Origin of the sequence: Marinobacter sp. HL-58 (genome assembly GCF_001314605.1) — a bacterium.
Taxonomy (GTDB): domain Bacteria; phylum Pseudomonadota; class Gammaproteobacteria; order Pseudomonadales; family Oleiphilaceae; genus Marinobacter.
On the sequence record NZ_LIHP01000016.1, the window covers coordinates 364,295 to 381,802 of the forward strand.

At 58.4% G+C, this 17,508-nt stretch carries 14 protein-coding genes; 1 reads left to right on the forward strand and 13 read right to left on the reverse strand.

The genetic code is table 11. The features are described from left to right. Window positions 1-21: 21 nt before the first annotated feature. Together rlmD and cysM are read right to left on the reverse strand one after the other, a co-directional pair. Window positions 22-1,362 carry a 23S rRNA (uracil(1939)-C(5))-methyltransferase RlmD gene (gene rlmD / locus HLUCCO03_RS14160; RefSeq protein ID WP_027831228.1) on the reverse strand — a complete coding sequence of 447 codons (1,341 nt, stop codon included), beginning with the start codon at window positions 1,360-1,362 and terminating at the stop codon, window positions 22-24. A 20-nt stretch (window positions 1,363-1,382) separates the two neighbouring features. Then, window positions 1,383-2,276 (reverse strand): cysteine synthase CysM, encoded by an 894-nt coding sequence (gene cysM, locus HLUCCO03_RS14165; RefSeq protein ID WP_027831227.1) that lies wholly within the window; start codon window positions 2,274-2,276, stop codon window positions 1,383-1,385. Between the two features lie 247 nt (window positions 2,277-2,523). On the opposite strand from cysM, the gene HLUCCO03_RS14170 reads away from it, so the two are divergent. Then, on the forward strand, window positions 2,524-5,400 hold the full coding sequence (locus tag HLUCCO03_RS14170; RefSeq protein ID WP_027831226.1) for an ATP-binding protein: 2,877 nt from the start codon (window positions 2,524-2,526) through the stop codon (window positions 5,398-5,400). A gap of 9 nt (window positions 5,401-5,409) precedes the next feature. Here the strand turns inward: HLUCCO03_RS14170 and pdxJ are convergent, their stop codons facing one another. The 11 genes from pdxJ to HLUCCO03_RS14225 all read right to left on the reverse strand — a co-directional run bounded on the left by pdxJ (window position 5,410) and on the right by HLUCCO03_RS14225 (window position 17,476). Continuing rightward, on the reverse strand, window positions 5,410-6,159 hold the full coding sequence (pdxJ, locus tag HLUCCO03_RS14175) for a pyridoxine 5'-phosphate synthase (RefSeq protein WP_036197323.1): 750 nt from the start codon (window positions 6,157-6,159) through the stop codon (window positions 5,410-5,412). Next, window positions 6,149-6,877: a DNA repair protein RecO gene (recO, locus tag HLUCCO03_RS14180; RefSeq protein ID WP_027831224.1), complete on the reverse strand. Its 729-nt coding sequence runs from the start codon at window positions 6,875-6,877 to the stop codon at window positions 6,149-6,151. Before recO ends, pdxJ begins: the two co-directional genes overlap by 11 nt. 7 nt (window positions 6,878-6,884) lie before the next feature. Beyond that, the gene (gene era, locus HLUCCO03_RS14185; RefSeq protein ID WP_027831223.1) at window positions 6,885-7,802 is read right to left on the reverse strand and encodes a GTPase Era; all 918 of its coding nucleotides are present in this window, start codon (window positions 7,800-7,802) and stop codon (window positions 6,885-6,887) included. Next, a complete protein-coding gene (gene rnc / locus HLUCCO03_RS14190) occupies window positions 7,802-8,491 on the reverse strand; it encodes a ribonuclease III (RefSeq protein ID WP_027831222.1) in 690 nt (229 codons plus the stop codon). Before rnc ends, era begins: the two co-directional genes overlap by 1 nt. Further along, the gene (locus HLUCCO03_RS14195; protein ID WP_027831221.1) at window positions 8,488-8,877 is read right to left on the reverse strand and encodes a DUF4845 domain-containing protein; all 390 of its coding nucleotides are present in this window, start codon (window positions 8,875-8,877) and stop codon (window positions 8,488-8,490) included. Before HLUCCO03_RS14195 ends, rnc begins: the two co-directional genes overlap by 4 nt. Before the next feature lie 29 nt (window positions 8,878-8,906). Further along, window positions 8,907-9,692, reverse strand: coding sequence for a signal peptidase I (gene lepB / locus HLUCCO03_RS14200; protein ID WP_027831220.1), 786 nt, complete (start codon window positions 9,690-9,692; stop codon window positions 8,907-8,909). Window positions 9,693-9,703: 11 nt separating this feature from the next. Next, window positions 9,704-11,506 (reverse strand): translation elongation factor 4, encoded by a 1,803-nt coding sequence (gene lepA, locus HLUCCO03_RS14205; RefSeq protein WP_027831219.1) that lies wholly within the window; start codon window positions 11,504-11,506, stop codon window positions 9,704-9,706. Window positions 11,507-11,611: 105 nt separating this feature from the next. After that, window positions 11,612-14,338 carry an EAL domain-containing protein gene (locus HLUCCO03_RS14210; RefSeq protein WP_027831218.1) on the reverse strand — a complete coding sequence of 909 codons (2,727 nt, stop codon included), beginning with the start codon at window positions 14,336-14,338 and terminating at the stop codon, window positions 11,612-11,614. Window positions 14,339-14,488: 150 nt separating this feature from the next. Then, window positions 14,489-15,913, reverse strand: a complete 1,425-nt coding sequence (locus HLUCCO03_RS14215) for a DegQ family serine endoprotease (RefSeq protein WP_036197944.1) — start codon at window positions 15,911-15,913, stop codon at window positions 14,489-14,491. A 112-nt stretch (window positions 15,914-16,025) separates the two neighbouring features. After that, window positions 16,026-16,463, reverse strand: a complete 438-nt coding sequence (locus HLUCCO03_RS14220) for a SoxR reducing system RseC family protein (RefSeq protein ID WP_027831216.1) — start codon at window positions 16,461-16,463, stop codon at window positions 16,026-16,028. Further along, on the reverse strand, window positions 16,460-17,476 hold the full coding sequence (locus HLUCCO03_RS14225) for a MucB/RseB C-terminal domain-containing protein (protein WP_036197941.1): 1,017 nt from the start codon (window positions 17,474-17,476) through the stop codon (window positions 16,460-16,462). Before HLUCCO03_RS14225 ends, HLUCCO03_RS14220 begins: the two co-directional genes overlap by 4 nt. Window positions 17,477-17,508 lie beyond the last annotated feature (32 nt).

A 17,508-nucleotide genomic window follows, 5' to 3' on the forward strand; every position in this document is an offset into this window, starting at 1 on the left:
ATCCGTGACCGGCACCGAGATTCATCTGTTATCCACGCGCTCGAACACCGCCATGGACTCAACGTGCGTGGTGTGGGGGAACATGTCCATTACCCCCGCCCTTACCAGCCGGTAGCCATTGCGCACCAACACCCCTGCATCCCTGGCCAGAGTGGCCGGATTACAGGAAACGTACACAATCCGCCTGGCACCGAAGGCTGTCAGGTATTCACAGACCTCCTGGGCACCGGTCCGGGGCGGATCGATCAGGATCTTGTCGAAACCCTCAACAGCCCAGGGTTGCGCCGTGAAATCCGCCTGCAAGTCTGCGCCGTGGAATGCGACATTGGATAACCCGTTGAGTTCCGCATTTTGCCGTCCCCGAACCACCATGGCGTCATCGCCTTCCACGCCAACCACCTGCCCGGCACGACGCGCCAACGGCAGGGTAAAGTTCCCCAGTCCGCAGAACAGGTCGAGTACCCTCTCATCCGGCTGGACATCCAGCCATTCCACGGCCCTGTGTACCATGGTGCGATTGATCCCTGCATTGACCTGGGTAAAGTCCATGGGATGAAACTTCATGGTCAGGTCGAATTCTTCCATGCGATAGGCCAAGCGCTCCTCACCCGACTCAGGCCAGATCCTGTAAACCGTATCCGGCCCTTTTGGCTGCAGGTAGATATGCAATTCATGGGCCTGACCAAACCGGATCAGCGCCGCGGTGTCTGCTTCGCTCAACGGGTCCATGTTGCGGAAGACCATGGCCGCCTCCTGATCGCCGCAGGCCACTTCCACCTGGGGAATGCGCCGGTAGGCCTCCAGGCCGTGAAGCATTTCCCGAAGCGGAGCAATGCGATCGCCTATGCGCGGATCCAGCACCACACACCGGTCGATGTCAGTCAGGAAGCTGTTGCGTTTTTCACGGAAGCCCACCAGCACCGACTCCCGCGCCGGCACATACTTCACCCCCAGCCTGGCCTTGCGCCGATAACCGAGCGCCGGAGAACGCATGGGCGCCACCCATTCTTCTGGCTCAATGCCCCCGAAGTGGGCAAAGTGCTCCCTTAGGGTATCCTCCTTGAACCGGATCTGAGCATCACTGTCCATATGTTGCAGGCTGCAACCCCCGCACAGGTCCGCAAACTCGCAGGGGGGTGTAATCCGGGCCTCGCTGGCTTCCAGCACCTCCACGGCCCGCAACTCGTCGAACTTGCTGCGTGAGCTGATCACCTTTGCCATTACCGTTTCGCCGGGCAGCGCGCCATCAACAAACTGCGCCTTGCCATTCTCACGGGCAATACCGCGGCCATCATGGCTCAGGGTTTCAATAACACAACGCACCGGCTTGGTGGGCAGGACTTTCCTGCGTCTTCTGCTCATAGATACTTCTCTTGATGAATTCAGGCGCCGGGAAAGACACCTGTAGACAGGTAACGGTCGCCCCGGTCACAGATAATGGCCACGATCACTGCGTTTTCAACCTGGGCTGACAGTTTCAGTGCCGCGGCAATGGAGCCGCCGGAGGAAACCCCACAGAAGATACCTTCCTCACTGGCCAGTGCACGCATGGTGTCTTCGGCTTCCTGCTGGCCGATATCCAGTACGGTGTCGACACGGGAAGCATCATAGATTTTAGGCAGGTAGGGTTCCGGCCAGCGGCGGATTCCTGGAATCGAGGCCCCTTCTTTTGGTTGCAGGCCAACGATCTGAATGTCCGGATTGCGTTCCTTGAGGTACCTGGAAACCCCCATTATGGTACCGGTGGTACCCATGGAGCTGACAAAGTGGGTCACCTTGCCTTCGGTCTGTTCCCAGATCTCAGGGCCTGTGGTGCGGTAGTGGGCCAGCGGATTGTCCTGATTGGCAAACTGGTCCAGCACCTTGCCCTTGCCCTCTGATTCCATCCGCTGGGCCAGGTCCCGGGCGGATTCCATGCCGCCCTCTTTGCTGACATTGATAATTTCGGCGCCGTAGGCCCGCATGGACGCGCGGCGCTCTTCGCTGGCATTCTCGGGCATGATCAGAACCATCCGATACCCCTTGATGGCCGCCGCCATCGCCAGGGCTATACCGGTGTTGCCGCTGGTGGCCTCGATCAGGGTATCGCCCGGCTTTATGTCACCCCGGCGCTCCGCCTCCTGGATCATGCTGATAGCCGGGCGGTCTTTCACTGACCCTGCCGGGTTGTTGCCTTCCAGCTTGGCCAGAATCACGTTGCTGGTTTTACCAGGAAGCCTTTGCAACCTCACCAGGGGCGTATGCCCTACATAATCTTCGATGGTCGGGAAATGCATGCTCTTACCTTCCTCAAATCTGCCGCAACCCGCGGCCAGCAGTTAACGCCGGCAACACAAGCCTGTGGTACACTCCGGATTCGCATGATACGCGGAATAGCCGCCGTCTCCCAATACAGCTTCTCGCTATATCCATGACTGCGGGCTATATCCGGGAGTGCCATCACGGCCAGAACGGCTGCAATCATCTATTCTGTCAGGGAAGAATGCCGGAGATCAGGCCGGCGACGTCAATCGGGAACTCACTATGCGGCGTTGGGGCATACGCAAAAAAGTACTTGTGGTGACGCTCGTCCCCACCCTTCTGACCACTCTGATGCTGGGGCTTTTCTTTACCTACAGCTGGGTCAACAATATTGAAAACCTTCTGAAGGACCGGGGTGAATCCCTCTCGCGGCAGTTGTCTGCCGGCTCGGAATACGGCCTTTTTACTGCCAATCGCAGCCTCCTCAGCAGCCTCTCCAATGCTCTGCTGGAAGAACAGGACGTGCGCTCCATTACCTTCTTTGACAGCGAGCATAACCGGCTTCTTCACACCGGCCCCGGCAGTTCCGATGACGTCGGCAAGGACACCCTCACCGGCGAGGATGCCAAACAGATCAGCAGGCCGGACAGCACTGTGTTCGTCACCCCGGTTTACCTGCAGGACCTGATGATCGAAAGCATGCTGGACCCGGACTCCCGCCAGGATGTGGCCAGCGGCAAGGAGCCTATTGGCTGGGTCACGGTGGAAATGTCCCATGTTCGTACCGAGAAGGAAACCTATAAGGCCCTGCTGATTTCACTGCTGCTGGTGCTGGGCGGGGTGCTACTTAGCCTGGTTATTGCCATGCGCCTGAGCCGTGCCTTTACCGATCCGGTTTTCGAGCTCAATGAAGCGGTGGCCAGGCTCAAGGAAGGCAAGCTGGACACCCGTGTCTACACCGGGGCCGGCCCTGAATTCGAGCAGCTGGAGTCCGGCCTGAACGCCATGGCCAGCGAACTGAGCAAAGCCCAGGCGGAGATGCAGCAGAACATTGACCAGGCCACGGAAGACCTGCGGGAAACCCTGGAAACCATCGAGATCCAGAACATCGAACTGGATTTTGCCCGCAAGGAAGCCCTTGAAGCCAGCCGTATCAAGTCCGAGTTCCTGGCCAACATGTCCCACGAGATACGCACGCCGCTCAATGGCATTATCGGCTTCACCGAGTTGCTGCTGAAAAGCCCCTTGCCCCGCCAGCAGCGGGACCACCTCAGCACCATCCGGAAGTCGTCGGAAATACTGCTGACCATCATCAACGACATCCTCGACTTCTCCAAGATCGAGGCCGGCAAGCTGATTCTCGACCGCATTCCGTTCCAGCTCCGGGACATTGTCGAGGAAGTCATGGTGATGCTGGCCCCGGCCGCTCACAGCAAGAACCTGGATCTGGTGCCACTGGTTTATAACGATGTCCCCGACAACATCATGGGGGATCCTCTGCGGGTGAAGCAGGTGATCACCAACCTGGTAAACAACGCCATCAAATTCACCCAGACCGGTGAAGTGGTGTTGCGGGCAAGCCTCGAAGAGGAGGACCCGGAAAGCAACCGGATTACCCTGCGGCTGAGCATTACCGACTCCGGCGTCGGTCTTTCCCGGGCCCAGCAGCAATCACTGTTCAATGCCTTCAGCCAGGCTGATGCCTCCACCGCACGGCAATACGGCGGCACCGGCCTGGGCCTTGCCATTTCCAAGCGCCTGGTTGAAGAAATGGGCGGAAAAATCGGGCTGGAGAGCGAACTGGGCAAGGGCTCCACCTTCTGGTTTACCCTTACCTCGGAGCTGTCTTCCACCGGAGAGGCGATTGCGCCGAAAGATGCCCTGCGTGGCGAACGGGTTATCTACCTGGAACAACAGAAGACCACCGGCCTTGCCGTTGAGCACATGCTGCGGGAATGGGGCATGACGGTAGACCGGGTCTCCTCTCCCGGCGCCATGCAGGAGCAGATCGAGGAAGCCCAGAAAGCGCAGTCCGGTTATGCGGTTGCCCTTCTCGGCATCACCCGTCATCTGCTCAACTCCAGCCAGTACTGCTCACTGGTCAGAACCCTCGAACTGGAGAGGGATTGCCGTACCCTTTTGCTCACTCCGACGCTGGAAACCCACGATACCCCGCTTTCGGGCCTTGCCAGTGGCCACCTCACCAAGCCGGTATGCCGGGACTCGCTCTACGATGAGCTACTGTTGCTGGTCCATGGCATCAGCAGCCGGCAGCGACATCTTCCGGCCCCATCCGCTGCAAGAGAGGCAGCCCCGCAATCCGGTCAGGCACCACGGGTTCTGGCGGTGGACGATAACGATGCCAATCTGAAACTGGTACTGACATTACTGCACGATTGCCGCATTGAAGCCGAGGGCGCCAGCAGTGGCTTTGAAGCCCTGAGCAAGGCACGGCAGAAGCCGTTTGACCTGGTTTTCATGGACCTGCAGATGCCGGGCATGGACGGTGTCGAGACCACGGAAAGACTCCGCAGCCTGGACAACAACAGTCATCGCACCCGTATCATTGCCCTGACCGCCCATGCTCTGGCGGAAGAACAGGACCGGCTCACCCGGCAGGGCTTCGACGGCTATCTTGCCAAGCCCATCAGCAATAGCCAGCTGATCGATATCATCTATGACTACACCGGCTATAGCTGTAACCCGGCCGGGGACAGTGGCTACCCCTCTGTTCCGGAGATCCGGGATACCCGGCGAGCCCTGCGACCGTCCACCCGCAAGAAACAACCGGATTGCGTCAGTGTCGCCGAGAGCATTCAGTTGGCTGCCGGCAAGGCAGACCTGGCGGAAGAGCTGTTCAGTATGCTGATTGAACAGATCCACACCGACCTGGACCGGATTAACAGGCTCTGGAACAACGGCGACCGGGAGGAGTTACTGGAATGCGTGCACAAATTGCATGGTGCAACCCGGTATTGCGGTGTACCTGAACTGCGGGGTGCCGCCAACCAGCTGGAAACCTCGCTGAAATGCGACTCACCCGATGCGGAATACCTGAAAGACCAGTTGCTTGTTGCAATGGAACGCCTGCAGACCTGGAGTGAACAGACCGACTGGCAGCAGCTGTTCCGGGAGCAGAATCAACAGGCTGAGGTCTGATACATCCCGTCAGGCCCGGGCGTTTTGCAGGATCGCCTTCATGTCCCGCACGGCCTCCTTCAGGCCGGTGAATACCGCCCGGGCAATAATGGCATGGCCGATGTTGAGCTCATTAATGCCAGGAATCGCAGCAACCCGCTCAGTGTTGTGATAGTGAAGGCCGTGGCCCGCATTCACGATCAGGCCCTTTTTACGGGCATGCTCCACGGCATTCACCAGGGTATCGAAGGCGGCTTCTGCAAGTTCCGGTGTACCGGCTTCCGCATATTCGCCAGTATGAAGTTCCACCACCGGTGCGCCACACCTGACCGCGGCATCAATCTGCCCGATGTCAGGATCGATAAACAGGGACACCTCGGCCCCTATCCGCGCCAGACGCTCACAGGCTTTTGCAACCCGCGCCTCCTGGCCCTCCACATCAAGCCCGCCCTCGGTGGTCAGCTCTTCACGCTTTTCCGGCACCAGGCAGACACATTCCGGCCGCACCTGTTCAGCGAATGCCAGCATGGCGTCTGTCACCGCCATTTCCAGATTCATCTTGGTGGTCAGGATTTCCCTGAGCAGCAGTACATCCCGGTCCTGAATATGGCGACGGTCTTCCCGGGGATGAATGGTAATCCCGTCTGCCCCGGCTTCTTCCGCCATGATGGCCGCCTGGACCGGATCCGGATAGCGGGTGCCCCTGGCCTGCCGCAGCGTTGCGACATGATCAATATTGACGCCCAGCAACACTCTGGGGCTGGTTGCACTAGGATTCATGACGATCTCCTCGATGATGACGGAACAGGCTACGGCTGTTGAGAGGCCGGCCCTGCAGAAGGTAATCCACCAGTACACGGGTTACCCGCTTGGCAACGCGCCGACACTCCGTTGATTCCAGGTCTCCGGAGGCCAGCGCCAGCAACGTGGCACCGGAAAGGTCCTGAAGCCTGACACCAGCCGAAGGCGTGGCCAGAATCCCCTGCTCCGGATCATAGCAATAATATTCACTGGCCTCGACCGCATGCCCGGTGTCGGTTGCGAGGTCCCAGGCAAAGTCATACCCCAGCTCCGCGGCAAATGATTGCTCGAACCGGCGCAGGACCGGCTCCACATCACGGGCTCCCGACAACTCGGCGATCACATCGATATAGGCGGCGAAGAGACGGGGATGGGGATCTGACGGGGGCAGCAGGCGCTGCAGGAGTTCATTAACGTACAACCCGCTGTACAGGGATACCGTGCGCTTGAGGGCAGGCCCGCCGCGGACTTCTGCCTGGGTCAGAGTCTTCAGGTCACTGCGGCCGGTCCAGTCCAGTAGCAACGGCTGAAACGGCTGTAACTGTGCCTTCAGTGGGCTCTTGGCGCTGTTGCCACCCCGGGCAATAAGGGTAAGCCGGCCCCCGTTGAGGGAGAAGATGTCCACCATCAGACTGGTTTCGCGCCAGGGCCTGCGGTGGAGGACATACGCGGGCTCCTGCTGCACTGGCCCCGTCATGGTTTCCTCAGAAGTCGGTCATGCCGAGACTCTTGAGCGCCCGGTCGCTGTCCGCCCAGCCCCGTTTGACCTTGACCCAGAGCCGCAGCATGACCTTGCTGTCAAAAAGGCGCTCCATGTCGGTTCTGGCTTCCTGACCGATACGACGCAGGCGCTCGCCCTTGTCGCCAATAATGATCTTTTTCTGGCCCTCACGTTCAACCAGAATCAGGGCAGAAATGTGCAGGGTCTTGCCGTCCTTGCGGAACTCCTCGATTTCGACCGCCACGGAGTATGGCAGTTCGGCACCCAGTTGCCGGGTAATTTTTTCCCGCACCATTTCCGAAGCCATAAACCGTTCACTGCGATCGGTAATCTGGTCGTCCGGATAGAAATGAACGCTTTGTGGCAGGAAACGTCCAACGGCTTTCTCCAGGGGCTCCAGATTCATGCCCTTCAGTGCCGACAGGGGAATGATTTCGGCGAAATCCCGTTTCCGTGACAGCATGTCCAGGTGGGGAAGCAGGGCTTCACGATTCTCGATCCGGTCCACCTTGTTCACCGCAAGAATCACCGGGCACTTCAGGCTGCTCAGCTTCTCCAGCACCATGTCGTCGGCAGTGGTCCAGGCCAGCTGATCAACCACGAACACAGCCACGTCAACGTCCTTCAGCGCCGACGTAGCAGCCTTGTTCATATAGCGGTTGATCGCCCGGGGCTCTTCCTCGTGCATGCCCGGTGTATCCACGTAGATTGCCTGTACCGGGCCCTCGGTCTTGATTCCCAGAACCTGGTGACGTGTGGTTTGTGGTTTTCGCGAGGTGATACTCAGTTTCTGGCCAAGGATATGGTTCAGCAGCGTCGACTTGCCGACATTGGGGCGTCCGACAATAGCCACAAAACCACATCGGCTGTCCGGGTTCTCCGGGCGGGTAATATCATTCATCATTCATTCTCCACGCCCAGTTCCTTGAGGGCATTGCGGGCGGCCTGCTGCTCGGCGATCCGGCGGCTATTGCCGGTTCCGGTGGTTTTCCGATCCAGCGACGGCAGAGCACAGGAAACATGGAACGTCTGGGCGTGGGCTTCACCATCCACGGAAATTACATCGTAGCGCGGCAGCGGAAACTGCCGCGACTGCAGGTATTCCTGCAACCGGGTTTTGGGGTCCTTCTGGGTGTCCTGCAAATCCAGTTGCTTCAGGCGCACCTCGAACCAGCGCAGCACCTGCTCCCGGCAGGTATGAAAATCACTGTCCAGATAGATTGCGCCGATAATCGACTCAACCGCATCGGCAAGGATCGACTCTCGGCGAAACCCGCCACTTTTCAGCTCACCGGAGCCCAGTCGAAGGTATTTTCCCAGTTCAAATTCACGGCCGATCTCCGCCAGGGTAACCCCCTTGACCATGCGGGCACGCAGGCGACTAAGCTGCCCCTCCCGGGCCTTCTCGAAGCGCAGGTACAGGTGCTCTGCTATGACCATATTGACAATGGAGTCACCCAGAAATTCCAGGCGCTCATTGTTCTGGTTACCGTAACTTCGATGGGTCAGCGCCAGCAACAGGCGCTCAGGGGTTTTGAACTGATAGCCGATACGCCGCTGCAGCTGGTCCAGATCCGGTTGTGAATTCACTTGCCCTTCATCTCATACTCGTGTTGGAAGTGGATAACCGTATCTACGTTACGGAAAAGGTTGTTGCGGACTTCATAATCCACATTGATCACGACAAACTCGCCGTTTTTCTCAACGCTGATGTTCTTGGCGTCGAAGCCCCTCACGTTGTTCACGCTCAGGCGCTTGTTGATCAGGCTTCTGACCTGGGAGGGCCCCATTTCGGAGAGGTCTTCGGTTCCCTCCAGGCTTTCCAGTGCCTCCTGAATGGTAATATCGTCCAGATACGCCGGCCCCAGCTTGATGACCAGTGTCAGCAGGCTGCCGAAAAAGAGCACCATGATCATGATCACCAGTGCCGAGGCACCTGACTGCCTGCGCATGGAGGAAAGACTGTTTTTTTTCATTGTAGAGACACCCCTGAATTACAACCCACTTATTCTATGCCGCCCACACGATCAAATGATGGCAGACTGGTCAACGATTGCCAGTGCATCCAGATCGCAAATGCCTTGCCCACCACCAGTTCGTCCGGCACCGTGCCCCAGTAGCGGCTATCGTTACTGTTGTCGCGGTTGTCACCCATCACGAAATACTCCCCCTCCGGCACCAGCCACTCTCCCTCGCCGGAGCGGCCCGTGCGCCCGAGTGTCAGGAACACGTCGTGTTCACTGTCGCCCAGGGTCTCGCGCCAAAGCTCTGCCGGTGGCAATCGGGCCACAAAACGGGATTCGACTTTTTCGCCATTGATGTAGAGCTCCCTGTCTTCGTAGCGGATACGATCCCCGGGCATGCCGACAACCCGCTTGATGTAATTGGTGCTGCCATCTTCCGGATAGCGAAAGACAACAATATCGCCCCGCTCGGGATCATCCACCTCAAGAATTTTTGTACCGGCAACGGGCAGCCTAAGCCCATAAGCGTACTTATTGACCAGAATGAAGTCTCCCACTTCCAGGGTCGGCAACATGGAGCCCGAGGGAATCTGGAATGGCTCCACCAGGAACGAACGCAACACCAGCACTACGGCCAGAACCGGGAAAAAAGAACGGCTGAGGTCAACAAGGTAGGGTTCCCTGGGCTCTTCGTCGCCCTCCTGCTCGCCCGGTTTCAGTCCTGCCGCAGCAAGCCTGCGCTTACGGAGGAAGAGCCTGTCCAACAGCCAGATCAGCCCGGTTGCAAACGTCAGAACTACAAGAACCAGGGGAAAATCAATATCCATTCAGGTGCCTTTTAGTTATCCACTTTCAGTACCGCAAGGAAGGCTTCCTGAGGCACCTCAACATTGCCCAGTTGCTTCATGCGCTTTTTGCCTTCTTTCTGCTTCTGCAGCAGTTTCTTCTTCCGGCTGACATCGCCACCGTAACACTTGGCTGTCACGTTCTTGCGAAGCGCCTTCACCGTGACCCGGGATACCACCTGGTTCCCGATAGCTGCCTGAATGGCAATATCAAACATTTGCCGCGGGATCAGCTCTTTCATTTTTTCCACCAGGGCCCGCCCCTTATAGTGGGCCTGATCCTTGTGCACAATCAGCGCCAGAGCATCCACGCGCTCTCCGTTGATCAGCACGTCCAGCCTCACCAGATTGGCGGTCTGGAAGCGCACAAACTGGTAGTCGAGTGACGCAAAGCCCCGACTGGCCGATTTGATGCGATCAAAGAAGTCCAGGACCACTTCTGCCATCGGCAGCTCGTAAGTGACCTGCACCTGGGTGGACATGAAGTGCATGTTTTTCTGGATGCCGCGTTTTTCCTCACACAGGGCTATGACATTGCCCAGATGTTCCTGGGGCACCAGAATGCTGGCCTCCACGATCGGCTCGCGCATTTCTTCAATAGAACCAATATCCGGAAGGCTCGAGGGATTGTCTACCGACAGGGTCTCACCCTGTTTGGTAACGACTTCATAGATTACCGTCGGCGCCGTGGTAATCAGGTCAATGTCGTATTCACGCTCCAGGCGTTCCTGGACAATCTCCATATGGAGCATGCCGAGGAAGCCACAGCGGAAACCGAAGCCGAGCGCATCCGAGCTTTCCGGCTCGAAAAACAGTGAGGCATCATTCAGGGTCAGTTTTTCCAGCGCGTCGCGGAAGTCGTTGTAATCGTCGGAGCTTACCGGGAACAGACCGGCATAGACCTGAGGCTTCACCTTCTTGAAGCCGGGCAGCATCGGGATATTCTCCGAACCTTTCTGCTGCACGATGGTGTCGCCCACCGGCGCACCATGGATATCCTTGATGCCAGCCACCACAAAACCGACATCGCCGGCCTGGAGAATGTCCGTATCCTTGGGCTTGGGGTTGAAGATACCTACCTTGTCGGCATTCCAGGCCTTGCCGGTGGATTTGATGACAATCTTGTCACCCTTTTTCAGGGTGCCCTCGGTAACCCGGACCAGGGAAACGACCCCCAGATAATTATCAAACCAGGAGTCGATAATCAGTGCCTGCAGGGGTGCACTGCGATCACCTTTCGGCGGCGGGATCTTCGCGATCAGGTCTTCCAGGACATCTTCCACCCCGATACCACTCTTGGCGCTGCAGCGCACCGCATCGGTGGCGGCAATGCCGATGATGTCCTCGATCTCCTGGGCGACCCGCTCGGGTTCAGCCTGTGGAAGGTCCATCTTGTTCAGTACCGGTACCACCTCCAGGCCCTGCTCTATGGCGGTATAGCAGTTGGCCACGGACTGTGCTTCCACGCCCTGGCCGGCATCCACCACCAGCAGCGCGCCTTCACAGGCATAGAGGGAACGGGACACTTCATAGGAGAAGTCCACATGCCCCGGCGTATCGATAAAATTCAGTTTGTATTCCTTACCATCCCGGGCCTTGTAGTTGAGCGTCACACTCTGGGCCTTGATGGTGATGCCGCGCTCACGCTCAAGATCCATGGAATCAAGCACCTGTTCGGCCATTTCACGTTCAGTGAGGCCGCCGCAGATCTGGATAAAGCGGTCTGCCAGGGTGGATTTACCGTGGTCAATGTGGGCGATAATCGAAAAATTTCGGATTCGGCTCAGTTCAGTCACAGACAATGAATACTCATAAAAAGACGAAGGATTGAGCCCGGACGGGCCGTTGCCGGAGTCCGGCGACGGCGTGATTTTACCGGTTACCGGCCACCATTGCCATGATCAGGAGGTAAGCGGCCGCTCATATTGCCGAATCAGGAAGCCAATGAGGGCATCTTCATCCAGCGGATAGCTGAACAGGTTGCCCTGGCACTGGGCGCAGCCGGCGCTTTTGAGAAAACTCAGCTGCTGCGGTGTTTCCACTCCCTCGGCCACAACCGTGAGGTGTAATTTCCTGGCCAGCGCAATAACCGCTGAGGCAACATCCGTTGCGCTGACATTATAGGGAATGTCGCGGATAAAACGGTGGTCAATCTTGATCACGTCCAGCGGCAGTTGTTGCAGTGCAACCAGCGAACAGGCACCGGTACCGAAATCGTCGAGGATCAGACAGACGCCCATGTCGTGGAGGGAAACCAGCAACTCCCTCAGCATGCGCGGGTCTTCATTCAGCAGTTCCGCCGGCATTTCCAGCTCCAGACGCTCCGGAGACACCCCGGTTTCGGTAATCACCTGGCGCATCATGTCAAGGAAACCGGTATCCGTCAGCTGGCGCACCGACAGATTAACCGCCATTTTCAGGGACTCGAATCCGGCACGCTCGAGGGCCTGCACCTGAATGCAGGCCTGGCGCAACGCCATCTCACCGAGCCGTATGATCAGCCCGGTTTCCTCCGCCAGGGAAATAAACTGCTGGGCGCTGACCAGCCCTTTCTCCGGGTGGTGCCAGCGCAGGAAAGCTTCCACCCCGATCACCCGCTCGGTCTCCAGGTCAACCTTGGGCTGGTAATGCAGAACAAAACGGTCGCCGTCCAGGGCAGTGGCCAGTTCTTCCTGCTGCAACAACCGGCGGGCGGCCTTGATGTTCATGGCCGGGGTGAAGAACTGGAATGTGTTCCGCCCGAGTTCCTTGGCCCGGTACATGGCCAGGTCCGCATATTTCATCAGGGTACCCGGGTCCTCGCTGTCGTGAGGAATCATGGTGATACCGATACTGACGGTAATGCCCACTTCGTGATCGTTCAGGCGAATGCGCTGGCACAGCCGCCGGAGGATGGTTTCGGCAACCTTGCTGGCGGCGTCCGGGCCACTGATGCGGGACAACAGCACAACGAATTCATCACCCCCCAGCCGGGCAACCGAATCGTCCTCTCTGACACACCCGGTAAGCCACTGGGATACCTGCTTGAGCAGTTCATCGCCACTGTCGTGACCGAGGGTGTCGTTGATGCGCTTGAAGCCGTCCAGGTCCAGGAACATCAGGGCGGCCGGTTCTTCGCTGCGGCGGCTGCGGCGCACCACATGGCTCAGGCGATCCTTGAACAGCTGGCGGTTGGCAAGACCTGTGAGCGGATCATAGAACGCCAGCCGGTGAAGTTCCGACTGGGCGGCCTTGAGCTGCGTCAGATCCCGCAGGCTGAGTACCACGCCATTTACCCCGGGCACATTGAGCATGGCAGTAAAGGTACCCTCCATGTCCCGCCACTGGCCTTCGGCATCCCGTATGCGGGCATGGACCACTGGCATCTGCTTGCCCGGTGACTTGACCGCCTCGACGAAACCGGCTTTCAGCTGAGGCCAGTCTTCTCCGTGAACCAGAGTGTCGAGATCCAGGCGGTCGGCCTGTTCGGGATCAAAACCCAGGATGTCCCGGCTGGAAGGGCTTGCGTACCGTGGCTTGCCGTTACGCTCCAGTACCAGGGTTACATTCGCGGCGCCTTCGGTAATGGCACGATAACGGCCTGCGCTGATCTGCGCCTGAATCCGGCTGCGGATCATGGTCAGCACGAACAGGAACATCAGCAGGCTGATAAGGATGCCGGAACCGAGGACAATGGGAGGGCGGGGATCAGACGCGAGGAAATCAAAGGCCGGTGTGGAACGGGTCTGCAACAGCCAGTCCCGGCCTCCATGATTGATGGTCTGGCTCATTTCAAAGCTGAATTCTTCGTCCAGCGAGCCCAGGTTGGAGCCGTACATCAATGAATCCCGGGTGACTTCCCCGCTGTCGTAGATCTTCACGTCCAGAAACGGTGAGATCAGGCCGACAATACCATCCAGCAGGTGATTCATCCTGAAGGCGCTGAAGACATAGCCCGCCAGCATCATCTGCCGCTCCACCCGGCTTTCCGGTACATCGCCCCCCTGAAATACCGGGTAATACATCAGAAACCCTGCCTGGTCTTCAGCCACTTCTTCCTGCACCAGCACCACCTTGCCGGTGACCTTGGGTGCAGCGTGGTCCCGCGCTCTCACCATGGCCCGCCGGTGGACCGGGTCGCTGTAGGCGTCATATCCCAGCGCCTTGCGGTTCCTTTCGGTACCGGGTTCCAGATAGACCATGGGGTAGTAATCGGGACCGGTACCCAATGGCGTGACCAGGTAATTGAGCACCCCATCCCGCCGGACAGAGGCTATGTGATCCGCCATCTGCCGAACGCCGACCTTCTGGACATAGCCGATACCCTGAATCCCCGGGTAATAGCGGTTGATATCCACATTGTCGATATACTCCCGCCAGTCTTCCCTGCTGACTTCTCCGGCAACGGCGAAAAGGCCGGCACTGCCAGCAAGCACCTGTTCGTAATTCAGCAGCCGTTCTTCGATGGCAGTTTTGAGCTGCAGGGACTGGGTCTTGAAACGGGCTTCAGTGCGATCCTCAACCAGACGGATAGACACCTGCCACAACAGGAGAGTAACAGCGAGACAGGCAGCCAGCAGCAGCCAGGCCACCCACGAGTGACGCAACTGAAGCAGTTTCCGAAGGGGGAGATCCTTTTTGTTCATCATTCGGGCAGGTCCGATCCGTGGCCAGTTATCTGATTGTTTTCGCCATTATAACAAAAGCCCTGCTGACTGTCGTTTAACCGACAGGCAACAGGGCTCTGTTCAGTGAACGCCCGCACACCTTACCGGCATTCCCTGCCGGTATTCGGGCTGTCAGGGCTTCATAACCAGATAGATTGCCCGTCCCTGACGAACAACACGAACCGAGACCGCACTGTCTTTCGGCAATGCCTCAACCGCTTCCCGGAAGTCTTCAACAGAGCTGATGGAACGGCGGTTAAGCTCGGTGATCACATCCCGGGGCTGGATGCCGGCATTCAGCGCTGGCCCCTGGCCAAGCTCGGACACTATCACTCCGCCGGAAATACCCAGCGAATCCCTGACGTCATCCGGCAAGGGCTCCACTACCATTCCCAATGGCGCAGATGACGGCCCCTCACCACCGGTGGCCGGCGCGGAGGCACGCTCTTCACCTTCCTCCGGCAGCTTGCCGATTTCTACGTCCACGGTGATCTGCTTGCCTTCCCGCATTACCTTCAACGACGCTGTTTCGCCAACGGGGGTACGGCCCACCATGGGGGGCAGATCGGATGAAAGCGTGACTTCCTCACCTTCATATTCAAGCACGATATCACCAGATTTCAGACCAGCCTTTTCAGCAGGTGAACCGGACATGACCTCGGCAACAAGGGCGCCGCGGGGGCGCTTCAGCCCGAAAGACTCCGCCAGATCCCGGTTAACTTCCTGGATAAGCACTCCAAGCCATCCTCTGGACACACCCCCCTCATCCCTGATCTGCCGGAATACATTCATGGCATCATCAATAGGGATCGCAAACGAAACACCCATGAAACCGCCGGAACGGGTGTAAATCTGGGAGTTGATACCGACAACCTCTCCGTCCAGGTTGAACAGCGGCCCCCCGGAGTTGCCGGGATTGATAGCCACATCAGTCTGGATAAACGGAACGTAGTTTTCAGATGGCAGGGAGCGGCCAAGAGCACTGACAATACCGGCGGTCACCGTGTAGTCGAAACCAAAGGGTGATCCGATGGCCAATACCCATTCGCCCACTTTCAGGTCCCTGGAGCTACCCACCCGCACCACCGGCAGGTCGTCTCCGTTCTCAATCTTCAGGACCGCCATATCGGAACGGGGATCAGTACCGACCAGCTTCGCCTGCAGTTCGCGGCGGTCATTCAGACGCACGATGATCTCATCCGCGCCTTCCACAACGTGATTGTTGGTCAACACATAACCGTCGCTGGACACAATAAAACCGGAGCCCATGGACTGACGGGGAGCAGAGCCGCCCGGCCCGCCCCCGAAAGGTGACTGGGGACCACGGAAGAATTCCTGGAAGAACTCCGGCAATTGCTCAAGCTGACGCTCATCGAACGGGAGGCCGTTAGAACGGTTACGTCCGGACTTCGGTTCGGTCGTGGTACTGATATTGACCACCGCAGAGGAGTTTTCCTCAACCAGCTCGGTAAAATCCGGCAAACTGCGGGCCGAAACAGATTGAGCCAGCGACAAAGGCACCAGCAGGCAAAGCAGATACAGACCGAACGCTGTCATACCCCGGCCTCCGAACCAGAGTGACACTTCACGGTCATTCTTTACTTTGAGCATTCAGAACCCCCTGATCGATGTTTGTTTGCAGATTATAATGTGGTCGATACCGGTATTTTCAACGCAGCTCCTGCCGGACCTTCAAAAGCCGCGGCTCGTAATCCCGGGCAGGGTTCGAGCCGGCCCGGCGAGCCAGGAAGAAACCGGCAAACAGTCCGGCGGCGGCACCCCACATGGCTGCGGCATCGTGCCCCCCCGAGAGCTGATGCCCGGCTACGGTTCCGAGCACCATCAGCAACAGCGGTAACGCATACACCAGCAGGGACGCACCGAGCAGTGCGGATTCATCAATGGCAACAGTTACCTCGTCGCCAACCCTCGCCCCCAGACTGTTGGTGACCAGTACCTGGTTGGCGCGCCCGCCGGACACCCCTGCCAATGCCCGCTGGCCGCAGCCATGACGGGCCGTACAGCTCTCACAGGCACTGGTACGGATGGTCTGCACCCAGACCCGGTCACCACTGACCGCTACCACTCTGCCCGTTTCAGTGATCATTGCCCCAGTGCTCCGAATGCCAGCGTGTCATCTACCTTGACGGATTCCGCAACCTTGCGCGCAGTCGTGGGGGGAATTTCACCGACCACGGTCACGAAAAAGTCCACGTTATCGACTTCAAGCTGCTTCATGTAAACCGTTGTGGCCCCGATGCGTGAGGCTCCGGTAGGCATCAGGATCTTCCGGGCAGGTTCGACAAATACCGAAAACGCCGCCAGACCATCGGAAAATGCCACCGCCTGACCTTTTCCTGAACGTGGCGCCGCCGCCGCAATGAACCCGTCCGGCTGCCATTCAAGGGTCCAGCCGTCCATCCGTGGGGCCGGAGAGGCTGTCTTTTTGGGTGTCAGTTCCCTGGCGACTTCTTCGCCTTTGGTACGTATCTCGAATTCGCTGTCAGAAAGGCTTTCGGTAATTTCGAGGCTGGTGAACTGAAAGTGTTCCAGCACCTCCCCTTCGGCCGAGCGCACATGACTTTTCACCAGCAGACCGGTGGACTTTTCCAGCCACAACTGGTGACTGTAGCGAAGCTCATCTTTTGCCTTCAGCGCCAGCTTGATCACATCGTACCCGGCGATACGGTCGTCTCCGGCCAGTTCCGGCTGATACCAGCGGCTGACCGGCATTAACTGGCTCGAGAAGGCTTCGGCAAAGGGGCCGGAGGGAATCACCTGATCCAGCTGGATACGTCCATGATCAGGAAGCACACACACCACACGCATGCCCTTGCGAACAATTTCGCCACTGGCACCGTCCTGGGGAACCAGGCGTTCTTCCACAACCCCGTCCCGATATCGGTGGGCGATCTGCATTGAACTGACCTGGTCGCCCCGCGCGTAGACAAACACGCCACGATAAGACGTCATATTCAGGGCGGGGCCCAGACGATCCAGCCAGTACTCCGCATCCCTCGCGGTTTCGCCACCGGATGGGGCCGATTGTTCCCCCTCCCCGGTATCAGCAGATACCTGCCCCACCAGGAAAACAGCGAATACCGCCAACAGGGTCAACAGACATCTGCCAGGGTCCAGGCACCGAGTCCGGA